Annotated in this window: 12 protein-coding genes; 6 read left to right on the top strand and 6 right to left on the bottom strand. The window is 55.9% G+C overall.

The genetic code is table 11. From position 1 onward, the window contains the following. Window positions 1–15: 15 nt before the first annotated feature. Window positions 16–402, top strand: coding sequence for a cytochrome C oxidase subunit IV family protein (locus tag RE6C_RS14075; protein WP_008657549.1), 387 nt, complete (start codon window positions 16–18; stop codon window positions 400–402). Between the two features lie 271 nt (window positions 403–673). Then, the gene (locus tag RE6C_RS14070; RefSeq protein WP_052034967.1) at window positions 674–985 is read left to right on the top strand and encodes a hypothetical protein; all 312 of its coding nucleotides are present in this window, start codon (window positions 674–676) and stop codon (window positions 983–985) included. Window positions 986–996: 11 nt separating this feature from the next. Here the strand turns inward: RE6C_RS14070 and kdsB are convergent, their stop codons facing one another. Beyond that, window positions 997–1749, bottom strand: a complete 753-nt coding sequence (gene kdsB / locus RE6C_RS14065) for a 3-deoxy-manno-octulosonate cytidylyltransferase (RefSeq protein WP_008657546.1) — start codon at window positions 1747–1749, stop codon at window positions 997–999. A gap of 251 nt (window positions 1750–2000) precedes the next feature. On the opposite strand from kdsB, the gene RE6C_RS14055 reads away from it, so the two are divergent. Then, a complete protein-coding gene (locus RE6C_RS14055; RefSeq protein ID WP_236618202.1) occupies window positions 2001–3707 on the top strand; it encodes a permease in 1707 nt (568 codons plus the stop codon). A gap of 51 nt (window positions 3708–3758) precedes the next feature. Here RE6C_RS14055 and RE6C_RS14050 read toward each other — a convergent pair whose 3' ends face one another. Then, window positions 3759–4577 (bottom strand): protein kinase family protein, encoded by an 819-nt coding sequence (locus RE6C_RS14050; protein ID WP_236618201.1) that lies wholly within the window; start codon window positions 4575–4577, stop codon window positions 3759–3761. A 470-nt stretch (window positions 4578–5047) separates the two neighbouring features. Between RE6C_RS14050 and RE6C_RS14045 the strand changes: the two genes are divergently transcribed. Further along, the gene (locus tag RE6C_RS14045; protein ID WP_008657542.1) at window positions 5048–10213 is read left to right on the top strand and encodes an Ig-like domain-containing protein; all 5166 of its coding nucleotides are present in this window, start codon (window positions 5048–5050) and stop codon (window positions 10211–10213) included. A 174-nt stretch (window positions 10214–10387) separates the two neighbouring features. Here the strand turns inward: RE6C_RS14045 and RE6C_RS14040 are convergent, their stop codons facing one another. The 3 genes from RE6C_RS14040 to RE6C_RS14025 all read right to left on the bottom strand — a co-directional run bounded on the left by RE6C_RS14040 (window position 10388) and on the right by RE6C_RS14025 (window position 14151). Beyond that, on the bottom strand, window positions 10388–11752 hold the full coding sequence (locus RE6C_RS14040; protein WP_008657538.1) for a DUF11 domain-containing protein: 1365 nt from the start codon (window positions 11750–11752) through the stop codon (window positions 10388–10390). Next, on the bottom strand, window positions 11749–12534 hold the full coding sequence (locus RE6C_RS14035; RefSeq protein ID WP_008657537.1) for a hypothetical protein: 786 nt from the start codon (window positions 12532–12534) through the stop codon (window positions 11749–11751). The genes RE6C_RS14040 and RE6C_RS14035 overlap by 4 nt, the downstream gene beginning before the upstream one ends. Window positions 12535–12795: 261 nt before the next feature. Then, complete coding sequence (locus RE6C_RS14025; protein WP_039962080.1) at window positions 12796–14151, bottom strand: hypothetical protein; 1356 nt, start codon at window positions 14149–14151, stop codon at window positions 12796–12798. Between the two features lie 306 nt (window positions 14152–14457). On the opposite strand from RE6C_RS14025, the gene RE6C_RS14015 reads away from it, so the two are divergent. After that, window positions 14458–15690 (top strand): hypothetical protein, encoded by a 1233-nt coding sequence (locus RE6C_RS14015; RefSeq protein WP_039962069.1) that lies wholly within the window; start codon window positions 14458–14460, stop codon window positions 15688–15690. Further along, a complete protein-coding gene (locus tag RE6C_RS14010) occupies window positions 15690–16757 on the top strand; it encodes a UbiA family prenyltransferase (protein WP_008657526.1) in 1068 nt (355 codons plus the stop codon). Before RE6C_RS14015 ends, RE6C_RS14010 begins: the two co-directional genes overlap by 1 nt. Before the next feature lie 230 nt (window positions 16758–16987). On the opposite strand, the gene RE6C_RS31685 is transcribed toward RE6C_RS14010, so the two are convergent. Then, window positions 16988–17566 carry a hypothetical protein gene (locus RE6C_RS31685; protein WP_144054770.1) on the bottom strand — a complete coding sequence of 193 codons (579 nt, stop codon included), beginning with the start codon at window positions 17564–17566 and terminating at the stop codon, window positions 16988–16990. Window positions 17567–17587 lie beyond the last annotated feature (21 nt).

Raw genomic sequence — 17587 nt, 5'->3', positions numbered from 1 at the left:
CTCGAAAGTTGCAATATGTCTGATCACGGACATTCCACCGCTGACTCGCACGACGGCCATGCTGAGGGCGACTTCGCTCACCCATTGCCATTGCCGATGTTGTTCGGCGTTTTTGGTGCATTGGTGTTTTTGACGATCGTCACTGTTGCCCAAGCGAATTACGACTTGGGAAGTTTCGACATCGCGGTGGTGATGTTCATTGCAACGATCAAAGCGGTCCTGGTCGGATTGTTCTTCATGCACTTGGCGTTCGACAAGCCTTTCAACTTGATCGTATTCCTTTCATCGTTTGTTTTCGTAGCGTTATTTGTGATTATCACGCTGAGCGATGCGAACATGACCTCTGAAGCGTTTGAGAACAATCCAAATGATGCTCCTCCGGCAGCAGCAGCCGAGATGTAACGAGGACGAGATGTAGCTAGGCAACGTTGATTTGAGTTGCAAAGGCGACGCTGCACATCCTGTACGCCCGGCATCCATTGCCGGGTTTTTTCTTGGCTGAACCGGCGTGGCCACTCAGCCGTGTTGGCTGGATTCGCCCAGTTTTCAGAGTGTGTAAGGCGCAGCTGCAAGAAATTTGATCGAATGCTTGACCTAATCAGCGCAAACTGTTTTCCTGACGTATGTTTGCAGGTTCAGACATTCCCTCAGGAGAAAAACAGCGATGCGTTCTATGTCCGGTTCTGTATTGGCTTTGTTGGTAGCAGTCAGTTTTGGAGCCTCCGTGGTGAGCGGTCCCGCCGATGTCGCCGCGGAAGATTGGAGTCCCGTTGTTGTGCCGACCGGCGAATACCGAGCTCAGATCCAGGCGACACCCATCACGGAACGTCCCGGACGTTTGTTCCACGTGTATGGGAACACGGTTCGCTGGGTTGATAGTGCTGAGCAGACTCCACTTACATATCGCCCGCTTCGCCGCGTCGTGATCGGCACTGACGGGAGTCCGTCTGGAACCAGTCGCATCCTTCCGTTCGGCCGCCGATAGGCCGCGATCGTTCACTGAGACTCGATTCGCGAGGTGAAGGCACGGAAGTCTTCGAGCGTATCGATTCCCGGAGCGGCTGCTTCGACCGGTGCGACGACAATCGTTTTGCCGGCTTCGATGGCTCGGAGTTGCTCGAGTTTCTCAATTTGCTCGAGTCGACCGGGCGGCTGAGTGGCGAACCAAAGCAAAAATTCGCGACGATAGGCATACAGTCCGATGTGCTGCCAGTAGTTGGGCGGTTCCGCATTGAGCAGGGTATCCGTCAAACCATCGCGTGGGTGCGGAACGGCGGCGCGACTGAAGGTGATCGCTCGGTGGTCGTCGCCTAAAACGGCTTTGACACAATTGGGGTCTTCGACTCGTTCTCGATCGTTGATGGCACAAGCCGCGGTGGCGATGTCGGCTTCTGGGTGCTGCAATAAGAGCTTTGCCACCGCATCAATCGTCTTGGGGTCGATCTCAGGTTCGTCGCCTTGAACGTTGATGAAGATGCTGATGTCTTCGTGCATCAGAGCGACTTCAGCGATTCGATCCGTTCCGCTTTGGCAGTCGGCGCTGGTCAACCGGGCTTGTCCGCCGAACGAGTCGACTTCGGCCGCGAGTCGTGGATCATCGACCGCAACGATCACTTCTTCCGCGACGGACGATTTCAGAGCGGCTTCGTAGGTGTGCTGGAGCACTGATTTGCCACCCGCTTGCAACAACAGTTTTTGACTGAGGCGAGAGGAGGCCAAGCGAGCTGGAATGACGATCATGCACTTCATGGAGCTTCCGTTGGCTTATCGGATGGGATGGTGTCAGTTGATCGGCGCAATTGGCGGAAGACAATCCCGGTTCGTGGTCGTGGAGACGAAGCTGTTTCCAGATTCAAACACCATTGGATCGGCAACAAGGATCGATTCAAAGACGCACGGGGCTGAATATCGCAGCATGGCTCCACGCCGTTTGGAATCCGGTTAGAACTATTGCACCGTCAGCGAGACAACCGGCTCCATTCGTCAACAACAGGTTTTTCATGTCTGGTGCAGAGCAAACAACAGGCCAGAACTCTCGAGGGGTGTGGTGGGCGACGTCGGGAGACATCAATGCCTTCTTTGGGTTGATGCTCGACAACGTGGCGGGGTTGTTGCTGATGACGGCGTTGTTGGCCGGGTTTGGTCTGCCAGCTGAGTTCACCGTGACGCACATGGTTCCTGGAACGGCGCTCGGTGTGATGCTGGGCGACATCGCGTTCTTCTTCATTGCCCTGCGAATGGGGCGTCAGCAGAACCGGGATGATGTGACGGCGATGCCGTTGGGTTTGGACACGCCCTCGACCTTCGGAATGATTTTGCTGGTGTTGGGGCCCGCTTTTTTGGCGGCGCGAGCCGGTGGAATGACCGAATTGGAAGCCGCTCGTCATACCTGGCACATCGGGATTTGGTGCACGGTGATGTGTGGGGTTTTGAAACTGATCTTGGCACCGTTCGGACAAGTCGTTCGCGATGCGATCCCGCGGGCGGGCCTTCTGGGGTCGTTGGCTGCGATTGCGTTGGTGTTGATCAGTTTTTTTCCGCTGACGCATATTTTGGGTTCACCGCTTCCCGGGTTGTTGGCTCTCGTCATGGTTCTTGGGACGTTGATCGCTCACGTTCCATTGCCCGGTCGAACTCCCGGGACGCTTGGTGCGTTGATTGTTGCCGGCGGCGTTTACTACTTACTGTGTTGGATTGATGTCGCCGGTTATGAGTTTCCAACGACACAGCCAACGGTATGGTTTCCGACTGACTGGATGGAGTCTTGGCGAGGGACTTGGTGGGGAGCTTTTCCCGATGCGGTTCCTTTCCTTCCATTCGTATTGCCATTCGCTTTAGCAACGGTGGTGGGCGGAATTGACTGCACTGAATCAGCGGCATCGGCCGGCGATGAGTACGACGCAAGAACTGTTCTCGGAGTCGAAGCTGTCGCGACCTTTTTGGCTGGATTGTCGGGCGGTGTCATTCAAACAACGCCCTACATCGGACACCCGGCGTACAAGGCCATGGGCGGTCGCGCCGCTTACACTTTGGCGACGGCGTTGTTGGTTGGATCAGCCGGTGTTGTCGGATACTTCGCCTTGCTGAACGCTTGGATACCCGCGCCGGCGGTCTATCCCATTTTGGTTTTTGTGGGATTGGAGATTACTTCGCAGACATTCATGGCGACACCTCGAAAACACTATGCGGCGGTCGTGATCGCTTGCCTGCCCGCACTCGCATATCTGGCTATGAGTTTGCCTGACCGAATTTTTGGCGACTCGTTGATGATCCAAGGCGGGTACACGATGGCTTCGCTCGAAGGCGGGCCATTGAAGCACGATTTGCAAACATTGCGGATGCTCAGCAACGGCTTCATCGTGACCGGTTTGCTGTGGTCGTGGATGCTCGCATCGATGATTGATCGCAAGCTGATCCTGGCCGGCGTCGTGATGCTGGGCGCTGCGATGCTTACTTGCTTTGGAGTGGTGCATTCGCCAATCGAAGGCAATCGCTTGTTCGTGCCGTTCCTCTTTGACGAAACAAGCTCACTGGGATTGCCGGCTCAGTATGTTCCCGCTGTGATGGAATACGTGGCGGGGTACGCGGTCACTGGTGCGTTCTTGATTGCGTGGTCAATCTTCTTGCCGAAGATCGCCGCAGACGAGGTTGACGCAACGAACGAGCATCACGGACCTGAAAGTCAATCCGGACCTGCATCCGTTTGAGCCCCGGTCAGCGAGCTAGCTTGTTGGCTGATGCGTAGTGGCTGCGTGCAGTTAGGCAGCGCGACGAGTGGTTTGGCCTTCGGGGACGATGTGGCATCCGAGGGTGTCTATTTCGAGCTTGAGCAAACGCGAAACGACTTGGCGAGTGCTGGGGCGTTCGAGCGGGTCGGGCGAGATCATCTGTTCGATCAATTCCGCGACCGGTTCCACACTGCGGGAGTGAGTCGGTTCGGTCGACGCCAGAGTTTCCAACAGGATTCGACCGAGCGAATGGATGTCCATGGCGGCCAGTGCAGCGGTGTTTCCAGCGGCGAGTTCGGGGGCTGCGTATTCGGCGGTGCCACGGAAAAGTGGTGGCATGGGTGAATGAACTCGAGCGGCGTTGCCCAAGTCGATCAGGGTCACGTGACCTTGGGAATCGACCAAGACGTTGTCTGGCGTGATGTCGCCGTGAATCCAACCATTTTGATGCAGAGCTTCCGTTGCTTGCGCAAGTTGTCTGGTCCACCACAGAGCGACGGGCAGAGCAAATTGGGAAATTTGTGAAATGCGATTTTTCAGATTCACAGCGTCCAGACGCGGCATCACGACGTAGGGAGATGTTCCGCCAGCGGATTCATCCAGGATTGGGACGAGGTTGGGGTGTTTGACGCTGGATGATGCGATGATCTGGTTGAACCGCCGGGTGGACTGGACCGCTGGGACGCCCTGGTTTTCGGTGGCGGCGACTGTTTTTAGGATGTAGTCCCAACGGGGGCTGTCGGCTGCGTCGGCGGGTTGGGCGAGGAACAGCTCAGTCCCGTTGCCTTTTGCGAGGGAACGTCCAACTCGCCAAATCCCCAGAATTCGTTGAGAAAACGGGCTGTTCATGGAGCAGGTGGGCGTCTCGGCGGCTGAAGTTGGCTTTGATGACGCGCGGGATTTGCCAAACATGAGCGATCCAAACAGGAGGCGAAGAGGTCTGGGAGCGGACGAACGGATTTGTCCGGAACCGAGAGAGACATCGACTAGGTCGATGGTTCCGGTCGAATCGGCTCCCGGCGACCGGAAAAGTCCGCCAATTCGGTACGACTGACGCCCTATTCGCGTGATTCAGAGGTTCCAATGGGTGATGGTTGTGCGGGTTATGAGAAGTGGATGATTCCTTCGGGGAACTTTGTCGATCGTGTTGACGTCACAAAGTAGGCATTTCGTTGACACCGCATCGCCCCTAACTAGACTCGCTGTCGCGGTTTGCTGTTTGTGGCCACTTCCGCACCGTCGCGAAACGTCGAGAGACGTGTGACAGCACTGCTTCCCCTTTTCTGGTCCCCAGGGGCCCATCCTGCCAGAGACCCTCGATGATTCATCGTCAGCCTTCTCAACCGTCGTCGGATTGGACTTCTCAAGCCGCTACGGAGCGAAATCCTTCCGATTCCAATGCGGGCAAAGGACGCTCGAAACGCCGTAGTGACCGGCGCAGTAAACGAACACAGAAACGCCGTTTGATGATGGAAGGGTTGGAATCACGCCAACTCCTGGCCGCCGGCGGCGTTTTCCCCAGTACCCCGGCGTTGGATGAATACGAAGGTCCACGAAACGTTGGAACCGTCGCTTCGTTCCCTGTCACGGAAGTGGAGTCTCGCGGCGAGTTTGGCGAGAACGACTTTGCCAACGCGAACGACTCTCAATTCTTGCCGCTTGGAAACGCAGCTGGAAAGAGGGACACGATTGACGTCACGGGAACGGCAGGGTTCACATCCGCATCGTCGACAAGTTTCGAGACAGATATCGATGTCTATCGCTTTGATCTCGAAGCGGGCGACATTCTTGATATCGCCACACTAGGCGGGACGACATCGTTCACCGTCTACGGCCAAGCCCGCTTGGATTCGAGTGGCAATGCGATTACCTATCCGGGTGAAGTCTCTGTGTTTGGTAGTCGAGCCAGTATCTGGTACGGAGCCGACACACCGGAAGATACTTACCCCTCGAACTCGCCTCTGCAGACTCTTGGCAACGCACACTTTGCACAAGTGATTCCGCAGACCGGTACGTACTACGTTGAAGTTGCGGCCCAGTCGACCAATGTCGATTACACCCTGGGGCTTCGTACCTATCGTCCAGTGACAGAGAGTTTGCCAGTTGGCCAGGCTCAGAAGTTGTACCTGGACTTCGATGGTGGTTCATTCAATATCGACCGCTTCAACATTATTGCTGGTGGTGACGGTAACCTTCCAATTGGCGGTGTGTATCGCGTCCCAAGTCTGCAGCAAACCCTGTTCGGTCAAGGGATCCAAGTCAATGCAGCTGAATATGAGAACTTGATCCGCAGCATCGTTGCCAACGTTGAATCACACTTCAACGCGGTCGGGTCCGATGGATTCAATGGCGACTTCGACTCAACCGGAGCCCCTGGTGATTTCGGCATTGAAATCCTTAACAGCTTTGATCACGACGATCCCGGTAGCGATCCAAATGTGACTCGTTTGGCCATCGGTGGTACCGAAGCGATCTTCAACTTCGTGCTTCCCGTGAACGGGGTCGCGGAATCAGTTGACATCGGTAACTTTGACCTCCGCGAAACGGGCGTCTTGTTGCTAGACAACCTGCGAGCAACAGCCAACTTGTTCCAGCGTAGTCCTGCACTGAGTGAGTTCGACGCGTTTGCTGCATCGATTGCTGCTACGGCGAGCCACGAAGCTGGTCACTTGTTTGGTTTGCGTCACACCGACAATGCAAACTTCACCGCTAACTTGATGGACTCGGGCGGTAACCTGCAAACGGTCCTGGACAGTCGAGTTGGTACGGGGCCTGACCAAATTCTTGGTACGACTGACGACGTCCAAGTGAAATTTGCCACAGATGTCTTCGCTCCTGCCGAAGGAATCTTTGGTGTGAACTACACCGGACATGCGGCAGCATTCTCGCTGGCAACAGGTACGGTTGGTTCGACTGCAACCGGTCGAATCTTCAACGACGTCAATGGAAACGGCACGTTCACGGGCGACTCAGGTCTCGGTGGTGTGACGGTGTTCTTGGACGTCAATGGCGATGGCGTGTTGAGTCCATCCGATCCTTCGACGGTTACGGCCGCGGACGGTACTTACAGCTTGTTCGGTGCATCGGGCACCTACAACGTTGTCGCGATGACTCCTTCCAACTTTGTGGCCACGACTCCGGTCAGTCGTTCGGTGACATTGGGTAGCAGCAGCACCCTGCCAAGCTTTGGTTTCCGTCAGTTGCTTTCGGATGTGACCGGTCGGAAGTTTGAAGACCTGAATGAAAACGGCGTCTACGATCCAGGTGAACCTGGTGTCGCGGGTGCTTTCATCTATGCCGACTTGGACGGCGATGATCGACCTGACCTTGGTGAGCCATCGGCGATCACCGACGAGAACGGTCTGTATACACTCGATTTGCCAGATGTGAACTACTCCTATGCGATTCGCGAAGTCGCGGAGCCTGGATTCGAAGCAACCGTTCCATTGTCTGGCGAATACACCGTTACACCCGGTAGCGGACCAGCAGAGAATTTCAACTTCGGTGGCCGATCGTCTCGCGATTTTGGTGACGCTCCGGATTCGTACGGAACGCTCAGTGCATCCAATGGTGCCAGCCACGGGATCCTCAGTGGTCTTACCCTCGGTGCCACGGTGGATCGCGAAAGCGATGGGCAACCAACTGCCGATGCCACCGGTGATGGTGCCGACGAAGATGGTATCCAGTTCACCGCACCGTTGGTGCCTGGGACGACCAGTTCGATCCAAGTCACTGTTAACAACACAACCGGCGGACAGGCTTACCTGCAAGGTTGGATCGACGTCGATGGTAGTGGCACATTCGATTCGGATGAACGTTACATCTCGAACCAAGCCCTTACGACTGGTGTCAATTCGGTTGCGTTGACGCTGCCTAGCTTCACCTTGCCGGTCAGCGGCTTGTTGGACACGTTTGCTCGTTTCCGTCTGAGCCAAGACACCAATATCTCGGCCACCGGATTTGTTGATGCGGGTGAAGTGGAAGACTATGCCGTTCGACTTCTGAACAACGGTGACTTGGCCAACGACGACAGCGTCTCGGTGCCTCGCAACAGCCAAGGTTTCCCAGTCGATGTGTTGGCGAACGATTTCAACTCGGCATCCAACCCGCTGACCATCACCACCCAAGGAACGGCCGCTACACGAGGTGTTGTAACGATTAGTTCGGGCGGGGCCGGTCAACAACGATTGCTGTACACGCCGCCAAACAACTTTGTCGGTCAAGACTTCATCCAGTACCGTGTCATCGACACGCAAGGCAACGTGGCAACGGCCACTGTCAGCGTCAATGTGACCTTCCAAACGGAAGATCCAATCGCTTTGGATGACATCTATCGCATCCCAGCGAACGCGAACAGTAGTGGTGGATTCCCACTGAACGTTTTGGACAACGACATCGCTTCGGACGCTCCTGGTGGACTGACGCTGGCGTCGGTCACGAACGGTTCCGCCGGCGGAACGGTTGTGTTGACCCAGAACAACCAATCGGTGCGTTACACGCCTCCCGCTGGTTTCACTGGATCAGAGCAGTTCATGTACACGGTTCAAGACAGCGAGAACAATTTCTCGACTGCCACCGTGACGGTTTCGATCAATCCGGATGCGGATGCGGATGATCAAGCATCCTTCACCCTGGAAATCTTGGACGCGGTCAACGACACACCACGTCCAACCTTGCAACAAGGTGACATCTTCCGATTGCGTGTCAGCGTCGATGACCTGCGGAATCTCTCCACGTTGGCACCGCAGGGTGTCGCCTCGGCATTCCTGGATGTGTTGTACTCCAGTGAACTGGTGACGACCGTCGACACCAACACGAGCGATGCATTCCCATTCGACATCACGTTTGGTCCGAAATTCGAATCTTCGAGCTTCCAGCTTGGCAACACGCTGACACCTGGTTTGCTCGATGAGATTGGTGCTTCGCAGTCCATCTCGAACCTGGAATCCGTCAATGGACCCAATGATGTTGCTTCGCACGTTGGACCAGAAGAACTCTTCACGGTCACGCTTCAGGCAATCGGTTCAGGGATCGCGATCTTCCAAGCAGATCCTGCTGACGCGACTGTGAGTGAAACGGTCCTCATCGAAGAGGACACGGCACTCACCTTTGATCAGATTCGATACGGTTCGGTCGAAGTTGCGATTGCTCCCGCGGGACCAGACTTCCCATCGGCATTGGATGATTCGTTCCCTCAAGGCGTCGACAGCAATGGTTCGTCCATCACGAGCACCAGCGAATCGACACTCGATGTGCTCGACAATGATTTGTTGGGCACCAACGGCGAAGTTATCTCGTTTGAAATCAACCAAGGTGCTGCCAACGGGGTCGCAATCGTCCGCGACAACGGCACGCCAGGCGATCTGTCCGATGATTACATCGGGTACACCGCCGACATCGGTTTCAGCGGCTTTGATTCGTTCACTTATGTGACGACGGTTTCCAGCCCAACGTTTGGAATCGTCACGAGCATCGCTGAAGTGACTTTGGTCGTCGGAGCCAACCAAAACCCATTGGCTGAATTCGACTTTGAATTGGTCGACGAATCAGGGAACCCAATTTCCAGTGTCTCGATTGGTCAACGCTTTGGTGTTCGAATCGTTGCGGATGACTTGACGCAATTCGATCCTTATCCCGTCTTCGCTGGCTTCTTGGACGTTCTGTATGACGCGGGACGCGTCGTTCCATCGGACACGATCACGAACGATAGTTTTGATTTCGATGTTGAGTTCGCAGACGAGTTCAACGAATCGAAGGCTGTTGGCGTCAACACGCGAGCAGGTTTGATCGACGAATTTGGAACGCTGCGAAGCGATACCGGACAACCCATGTCCGGCGTCAGTCCTTTGTTGGCAACGTTGTACTTCGAAGCAATTGCTCCGGGTACCGCGACCATCACAGGCTCGCCAGCGGATCGTTTCCCATTCCAAGACACTTTGTTGGATGACCGTGACGAACGAGTCGATCCATCGCAGATCATTTACGACTCGCTGTCGTTCACGGTCACCGGCAATGGTGAGCCACTGCAGAACACCAACCTGCCTGCTGACGTGAACGGTGACAACCTTGTCACCGCTATTGACGCCCTGTTGGTGATCAACGAATTGTCGCGATTGGACGCCGCTGCTGCTGGTGAACCTGGATCCGCCAACACGCCGCTGTTCTATCACGACGTCAACGGTGACAATCGTGTGAGTGCTCTCGATGCATTGCGAGTAATCAACTACCTCAACGATGCTTCCGCTGGCGAAGCGGTTGCACCGGCTGGTGAGCCTCTGTCCAACGGTATTCAGACGCTTGCAAGTGACGTGTCCGACCAAGCGATTGGTGATTTGGCTTCAGAAGGCAAAGTCACAGGCGGAGCAGTTGCTTCGGCCGATGCATCTGCCAACGGAGCGGTTGTTACCGACGACTCGGACACCGATTCAGAAGACGATGATCTGCTCGACTTGTTGGCCGACGATGTCGCTGGTCTTTGGAACTAACTTCGACTCGAAGTTCCAACGCTAAATACAAAGAGCGTGGCGAAGCAGTTGCTTCGTCACGCTCTTTTTTTGTTTCAACGTTGTCTCAGGAACCCGATGGTTTTGTTTGAGGCGAAACGACATCCGATCCTTCGGGATCGCGATGCCGCCTTGCTCGCCTCAACCTGATCCAACTCATCGAACCTTGCATTGGAATTCGATCGTCACCGTTTCGCCGACGGCGAGTTCCTCTGTGAGTTTCCAGATCAGTTGATCCGATCCAGCTTGGTTCGGTTGGATGCTGAAGTCCGCGTCCATCGTTGCTGATTCCGAATCAGCGATGTATTCCAATCGCGTGGTCAAGTTGTCCGTCACAACGACGCCATTGACTGGCGAGTCACCCACATTTTGCAGTCGCAGTGCGAAGGTGACGGTCTCGCCAATTGGAGCGTGCTGTTTGTCGGCCAGCTTGATCAGGTTGACGCGTCCAGCTTCGGGGAAGTCGTAAACGACCACCGCATCGACCTTTTGGTCACGTGTCAACGTTGGTGGTTTCAAGTCTTGGATTTCGACTTCCACCGATTCGTCGATCGACCAAGCGATGGCTGCGTTGGCGAAGCGTTCAACGAGAGCCAGTTGCGACTCATCCAATTCAGACAAGCTGAGTCGGCGGATGTTGGTCAGCAACGCGAGGACGTCTTCGGCGACTTCGATCTGTTGGACGTTTTCGACAGGCACACCGCGGTTGCGATCTCGCATCGCATCGACACGTCGTGTCAGTTCGCTGCGAGCGATCTTGGTGGTATCGGTCATGACCAATCCAGGTTGGTCCAGGTCGATTCCAAGCGGGCCGACAGGTTGAAACGTTCCGCCCACCGTGATCGAGCGATCGTTTTCGATGGCTCCTGTGATGCGTCGCACCGACGCGAATCGAGGCGAGTAGAGACAAACCCGGTTGGAGGCCGAGAATTCGATGTCACCGGCTTCCGTCGTGTAATGCGTTACTGTGTCCTCGGGCTGAAGGCCGGCGATGACATCGCCACGCGTCAATCGAGCTTGCGGATCGTGATCGCCGCCGTCGCAAAGGAATTCCTGCGGGTCGACGCCCCATGGTGCTCGCATCATTGGAGCGGCTGGCATCGGCTGGCAAGCAACGCAATCGCCAGACATGCCGGCGGCCGAACCGCATTGACCGGCGCAGGCGGTGTTTCCGCAACCGCATGCGGCACGATCTCGAAAGCCAACTTGTGCGATCGCTGGTTGATTGATCGTTGCGTTTGCACCGGGAACATTCGATGTCACTGACGTTGACCCGTACAGCGACGCAACATCCAATGCCGGCTGAGTCGCACCCGTCGGCGATTGAGCGATTTGATGAGCGGGCGAGTTCGTTGGCACTGGTTGAGACGTGAGCGATTTGGTCGGTGACGCGACCGGAGTGGCGCATCCACTGAACAACAAAGCGACGACTCCAGTTGCAAACCAAGCCAAGCACAGACGTGCGTGGTTCGTTGCTTGAGACTGACTCGCGAGTTCGGAAAGGTGAGCAGGTTGCATCATGATTCCGGCTTGAAGATAGGGGCCCACGTGGGATAGCCAAAGAAAAACTGTGGTGCCAGTTCATGAGAACGCGGCGGGGCGAGCGAGCCGATTCGCAGGATCGCGACGACTCGGCCGAGGCGATCAGCCACTTGCAGTGGGTCTTGGAACTGCGACACATCGATTGGCGTTTCGCCACCCGTGTCGCTGTCTGTTGTGGGTTCTTGAGCGAGTGGTACGGCGGTTTGTGGATCTTCGAGGTAGATCACACGTGTGACCAGTTGCCCGTCGAGAGCCGCCTGCAGGTCTTCTTCGTCGATCGTGACGATGATTGGATAACGCGTTGCCAGTCCCGGTGGTGGATAGGTCCGATCGACCATTTCCAACGTGGGGAACAACTCGGCTCCTTCTGCCCCGCGGATGCCGCTGATTTGAAAGCGGTAGACTTGGCCAACCAACAGCCCTGCCATCAATCCAGGTTCAGGATCTTGAAAGCTGCCCATTTGAGGCAAGGCAAATCGAACGCCCTGAGGGCCTCGGATTTGGACAGGTTGATAGTAGGGAGCTTGCACTCCCATCGCCGCCGTGCCGCCTGGTCCGGCCATCTGGCGAGTCGCAGCGATCGCACCCGGTGGCATTGCACCGTTGAACAAACGATGTTGTCCGTTGGACGAAAGATACTGCGACGGGTCCGCAGCCGTGGATGCGGTGCTCGTTGCCAACACGCAGGCAATCGCGAGCGACGGCAGAGCCCATCCGGCGTTCAGCAATTTGCTGGGCGGAGTAATGCGTGCGATTGCCATGAGTCTCAATCCGGTTGCGATATTCGTTCTCGGGCAGCTACGTAACATGCTCGTGGCAGTTTTCGTCTTTGCTCTGGGCATGCTTGATCTTTGCTCTGAGCAGGTTTTATCGTTGCTCTGGGCAGGTTTGATCTTTGCTCTGGGCAGTGACGATGCGGCGTTTTGCCGAGACAAAACACCGCGTCGTGGTTCAGAGCAGCCAGGCTCGGGAGCCTGACTGCGTTCGGTTTGTCACCGACTTTCCAATTCGAGCGTTACTGATTAGTAGACGCCTTGGCTGGCCTTGTCGTAGTGAGGTCGGCCATTTGGAATGCCTGGGTTGATGTTCTGCTCGGTGATCCGAACACGGCTGACCGGGTTGGGGTAGCTCATGCCAGGTTGTTGGCGAACATCGATTTTCATCTTCTCAACAGGTCGTGGCATGTTCATGTGAGTGTGGTTGCGAATCACATGCTTCTGCAAACCGGCTGGAGCACCCAATGGAATGTGAGGTGGTCCAGGCAATCCGATCGGCGTGCCGGTGTGTGGCATTCCGTACTGAGGAGCGTTGACACCAGCGATCATGCCGGGCAATCCCATCGGTGTGCCAGACTTGCCAGCACTTGGTCCACCGCATCCATCGGTCATCGCTGGAGCGAAAGGAGCAGGCAGGCCAGCGATAGGAGGACCCATCATGCCGCCCATTGCCATTCCGCCGTTGCCGCCAGCCATCTCGATGTCTTTGTCACCCAAGCGGATGATGGCCAAGATGCTACCGCGACGGTCAGCTTCGACGATTGGGTCGATGCCTGGATCGAGGCGAGTGCTGACGAGTGTGTCGATACCGGCCAAGGCAGGACCTTGGAACTCGGGATCTGGTAGGTAGATGACTTTGGTGACGAAGTTACCGGTCAAGACTTGGTCGAAGTCTTCTTCGGTGAACTGGATCGGCACCGAGTTGTGAGCCAAGTAAGCACCGGTCCGTGGGTTGGCGTAGGCCAATTCAACGGTTGGGTACAGTTCCACACCGGGACGGCTAGGAATGTTGGTCAACTTCAAGCGATACAGACCGCCTTGTGGGAAGTTCTGACGAGCGGGAACCACCATGGGTTCGCTGTCGAACATGCCGGCACCGGATTGGTCATAGCGAACTTGCATGCCATCTGGATTGCCGAACGTGACCTGAGCAGTCGAAACCATCCCAGGCATCATGCCGGGTGGTGGCATCATTGCCACGCCGCCGCCAGGAGGAATGTTGGATCCGCCACTGAGACATCCGCCGCCACCGCAGCTGCCGCCGCATCCGCAATCGCCACCGGCGAGTTGACGGAAACCGACTTGCTGAATTTCGGGGTTGTTCTGTCCTGCCTTGACGATGCTCGAAGGCACTTCGCCGAGGACGCCGTCGATGGCTCCCTCAGTGATCATGCCTTCTGTGTCTGCTGCAGCAGCAGGAGCGTTGGCTCCCATCATGCCGTAGGCCTGTGGTCCCAACACACCGGGGCCGGGGCCTCCGACGCCTGGGCCAGGTTGCATCATCCGCTGTTCCGGAGGCAGGTTGTGGCGAACCGGCACACATCCGGTGGCGAGGATCGCCGTGGCCGCCGCAAGCGCCAAATGAGTGACGATTCGTTTCATCTTTTCCCCCGTCTTGGGTCGCTGGGTTCTTCCCCCAACACTCGCGATGAATCGGACAAGTCGACAATCGACTCGTTCGCGTTTCACGCGGCGTGGAACAAGAACTGGTTGTGATTCAATCGTTGAATCAAATCAAAATGGAAAGTCAGTGGTGTTCAGTTGTGACCAGATCTGGCTGGACGCGAAGCGGGAAAACGACCTAGGATCGGCCATCCTTCCCCGCGACTGTTCGGTCAGGATCAGTCACTGCTCAGCTCATCGGCACGTGAGGGGGCATTTCTTTGGCAAAATCGTCATAACCTCCCCATGAAGATTCACCCGCATGACTGTCTTGACTGGTTGGACCTGCATGGCCGGTGCGGTTCCGGGATGCAGCGCTGGTGGGCCATGAACCGCAATTCACCCCGCAAAACATTGGGAAAACTGATTCTTTGTGTGGCCATTTGCATGCTTTCCGGAGGTCTCGCGAAGGTCGCGTCGGACGAAATTCAATCATCTGCATCAAATTCGATTCAGCCCAAAACAAATGGTCCGGCTGACCGGTTGATCACTCAGACGGTCCAGCGAATTGCGATGGGCCCCGCTTTTGATGCAAAGGTTCGCCAAAGGGTTTGGGTCAGCGGTCGCGAAATCTTGGGAGTCGGGACGTATGAGCAAGCCGGCCAGGGAAGCGGGCAATTCAATTTGCAAGTCACGATGCTGGACGGCGACGGCAAACACACGCTGCAACAAGTCAGCGATGGCCGGCTGGCTTGGACGCGAGAACAAATCGGCGAGCAGATCTCTCTACGCCGTGTCGACGTTGGACGCTTGGACCAGTGGGTCAACGACTCACTCGCATCGCTGTTTGGACGCGGTTCGCAAAATTCACGTTCACCCGCGACGCTGAAACCCAGCGTGCGAGTGGGTGCCTGGACAGAAATGATGGACACGATCGCGAGTGAGCATGATCTGACGTTGCAGTCCGGACAGCTCGAAGGCCGAGACGTTTGGATTGTCAAAGGGACGTTGCGTGACGATGTCCGGGCACAGCGGCTACAAGAGTTTGGAACGACGACTTGGCCCGAGCTTTGTCCCACCCAGGTCGTCGTGCTGATCGCGCGAAGCAACGACCCTGAATCCGATTTTGGCAAAGGACTGCCTTTGCGAATCGAGTATTGGGGAGACCCCGTGCGTCAGCAGGCAACCGACCAGCAAAATGCCCAACAAAACGGACAGGCATCTGATAACGCCGATGCCGCCAACGGTGGTGATGCCAGTGCCAGTGATGCCAGTGCCAGTGAAGCCAGTGCCAGTGAAGCCAGTGTGGTTGACGGTTCCACCACCCAGCCGCGAACATCCAACGAGCGAATGCTGAATTGTCCTTTGATCAGTTTGATTGAGCTGTATTCGTTGCGTCCGATTTCGCCACCGCCGATCGGGCGTTTTCGTTTTGAAAACCAAGACCTTGACGTTGATTTCTCCAACGAAACCGATCGCTATCTGTCCCGCTACGGAATCGCGATCACGGAACGTCAAAGTCGACTGCTTCGTCGCTAATGAACTCCAACAACCCACGCACATCGCTTCCGTCTGAGACAACGTTGACCTCACGCTTGTTTTCTTGGGCAAAGCTCGTTCGACTGCCCAACGGATTCACAGTCGTCGCCGATGTGTCAGCCTCGTTCTTGCTGGTGCTTGGTGCCAGCGGTTGGTTGCGATCCGGAGATGCCACAGCCGGTTCGGTTTGGCCTTCAATGGCTTTGGTGGTTGCATCAGGCGTTGCGTTGTATTGGGGCGGCATGGTTCTCAACGATGTTTTTGACATCCGAGCTGATCGCCGTGCCCGCAGTGAACGACCGCTCCCACGCCGCGAAATTCGACTGGCCGATGCACGGTTGGTCGGTTGGACCTTGCTCGTCATTGGGATCATTCTCGCGTCATTGGTCGGCGTGGTTTCTGGTGTGATCGCCATGCTCTTGAGCGTTTGCATTGTGGCTTATGACGGTCCATTCAAACGAACTCGCATCGCGTCAGTGTTGATGGGTGGATGTCGCGTTCTGAGCTCCTTGCTGGGTTCCACTGCGGCACATTCAGTCATCCCCGCCGAGCAGTGGCAGGGACGCGTTTCCGTCCTGGGCGAACCCGTTTGGATGCACATCACACCCGTCACGTTCGCCTTCGCGATCGGTATGGGACTGTACATCACCGGCGTCACCACGTTCGCGCGTCGCGAAGCGATTGGTGACCGCAGCATGCATTTGCCGCTGGGTTGGTTTGGGATGACCTTAGGCGGAGTCGTGCTGGCTCTCGCCCCACGCGTCGCAGGTGTCTTCTCTGGCGCCGACGTGCCAGTCGATTGGACGCGAGGTTGGCAAATTGACCCGGCTGTCATTTTTCCGGCGACGATCGCACTCATGGTTGTCCCGACGCTTGCGAGAGGTTGGACGGCGTGGCAATCACCGTCGCCCAAACGCATTCAGTTGACGATCAAGTCCGCGATCATGGCCATCATTCCACTGATGGCCGCGATCACGATGCTCGGTGCCGGAGCCATCCCATCGCTCTGCGTCTTCGCATTGATGATCCCATCGATGTGGCTCGCCCGCCGCTTCCGAGTGACCTGATGGGCGCCTGGCACCTTGAGGGCCAATTACCTGTTCCCGTTTTGACTGCAATCACCCGATCAAAACCACTGCACCGCAAAACATCGTTGGATTGTCCGTGCAATGCAGGCAGAATCGCATGTCGTCTTGCAGGTTGTGAACTCGAAGCCATTTTAGATTGGCACCTGAAGCCGGTGTACGTCAACAAGGCTCCAAAGCAATTCTCACGAATCCCGACGACTCCCGGGCAACTACTGAATTCGTTCAAAACCGGTCGGTAACACTTTGTATTCTACCGGCGTTCCATTCGGTAGATTGCAGCTAACTCGATATTGATGGGGAGGGGGGCCTTGTATTGATGCCCCACTGAAATTTTTGATCGTCACGTGGTCAACGATAGAAAACGATTTGATATCAACAATGAACAAAACGGATTTGGCTTCTTCTAAGAGAGCTTGGGATTCCCTAAAAGAAATCGGTTCGCGCTCTTCATATTCCCGCTTTTGACTATACCAGAGCAGTTTTATGTCTGGCGATTCCGCCAAATCAATCGCCTTGCAATTCAGTGATCCTACTGGTGTCATGTCTAGAAAATTGAAAACGTCGTTGTTGGTTCCGGACAAAGCCAATCGACAAAGCACGCTGGTGCCGAGCCGGGAATGAGCCAAGTTCTCATTTCGACTTTCAACCAAGCATTCGTAGGACTCGACAGTTCCCGCTAATTTAGCAGCCTCAGATTTCAACAAGAGGTTTTCACGATGCGATCGAACAAGAAAAGCGGAGGCAATCGTAGCGATAGCTAGAAGTAAAGCTATTGTGACATTTTTCATTCGTTCGTTGTAGCAACCTAA

Source organism: Rhodopirellula europaea 6C, assembly GCF_000338295.1.
GTDB lineage: Bacteria > Planctomycetota > Planctomycetia > Pirellulales > Pirellulaceae > Rhodopirellula > Rhodopirellula europaea.
The sequence above is the reverse complement of the archived record's forward strand: the minus strand, read 5'-3'. Positions and strand labels throughout refer to the sequence as shown.

What these genes read in the sequence shown, in the direction of transcription:
- RE6C_RS14040 (WP_008657538.1), bottom strand. Translation starts at nt 11,752, where the DNA reads ATGATGCAACCTGCTCACCTTTCCGAACTCGCGAGTCAGTCTCAAGCA.
- RE6C_RS14015 (WP_039962069.1), top strand. Translation starts at nt 14,458, where the DNA reads ATGAAGATTCACCCGCATGACTGTCTTGACTGGTTGGACCTGCATGGC.
- kdsB (WP_008657546.1), bottom strand. Translation starts at nt 1,749, where the DNA reads ATGAAGTGCATGATCGTCATTCCAGCTCGCTTGGCCTCCTCTCGCCTC.
- RE6C_RS14035 (WP_008657537.1), bottom strand. Translation starts at nt 12,534, where the DNA reads ATGGCAATCGCACGCATTACTCCGCCCAGCAAATTGCTGAACGCCGGA.
- RE6C_RS14075 (WP_008657549.1), top strand. Translation starts at nt 16, where the DNA reads ATGTCTGATCACGGACATTCCACCGCTGACTCGCACGACGGCCATGCT.
- RE6C_RS14070 (WP_052034967.1), top strand. Translation starts at nt 674, where the DNA reads ATGTCCGGTTCTGTATTGGCTTTGTTGGTAGCAGTCAGTTTTGGAGCC.
- RE6C_RS14010 (WP_008657526.1), top strand. Translation starts at nt 15,690, where the DNA reads ATGAACTCCAACAACCCACGCACATCGCTTCCGTCTGAGACAACGTTG.
- RE6C_RS14045 (WP_008657542.1), top strand. Translation starts at nt 5,048, where the DNA reads ATGATTCATCGTCAGCCTTCTCAACCGTCGTCGGATTGGACTTCTCAA.
- RE6C_RS14025 (WP_039962080.1), bottom strand. Translation starts at nt 14,151, where the DNA reads ATGAAACGAATCGTCACTCATTTGGCGCTTGCGGCGGCCACGGCGATC.
- RE6C_RS14050 (WP_236618201.1), bottom strand. Translation starts at nt 4,577, where the DNA reads ATGAACAGCCCGTTTTCTCAACGAATTCTGGGGATTTGGCGAGTTGGA.
- RE6C_RS31685 (WP_144054770.1), bottom strand. Translation starts at nt 17,566, where the DNA reads ATGAAAAATGTCACAATAGCTTTACTTCTAGCTATCGCTACGATTGCC.
- RE6C_RS14055 (WP_236618202.1), top strand. Translation starts at nt 2,001, where the DNA reads ATGTCTGGTGCAGAGCAAACAACAGGCCAGAACTCTCGAGGGGTGTGG.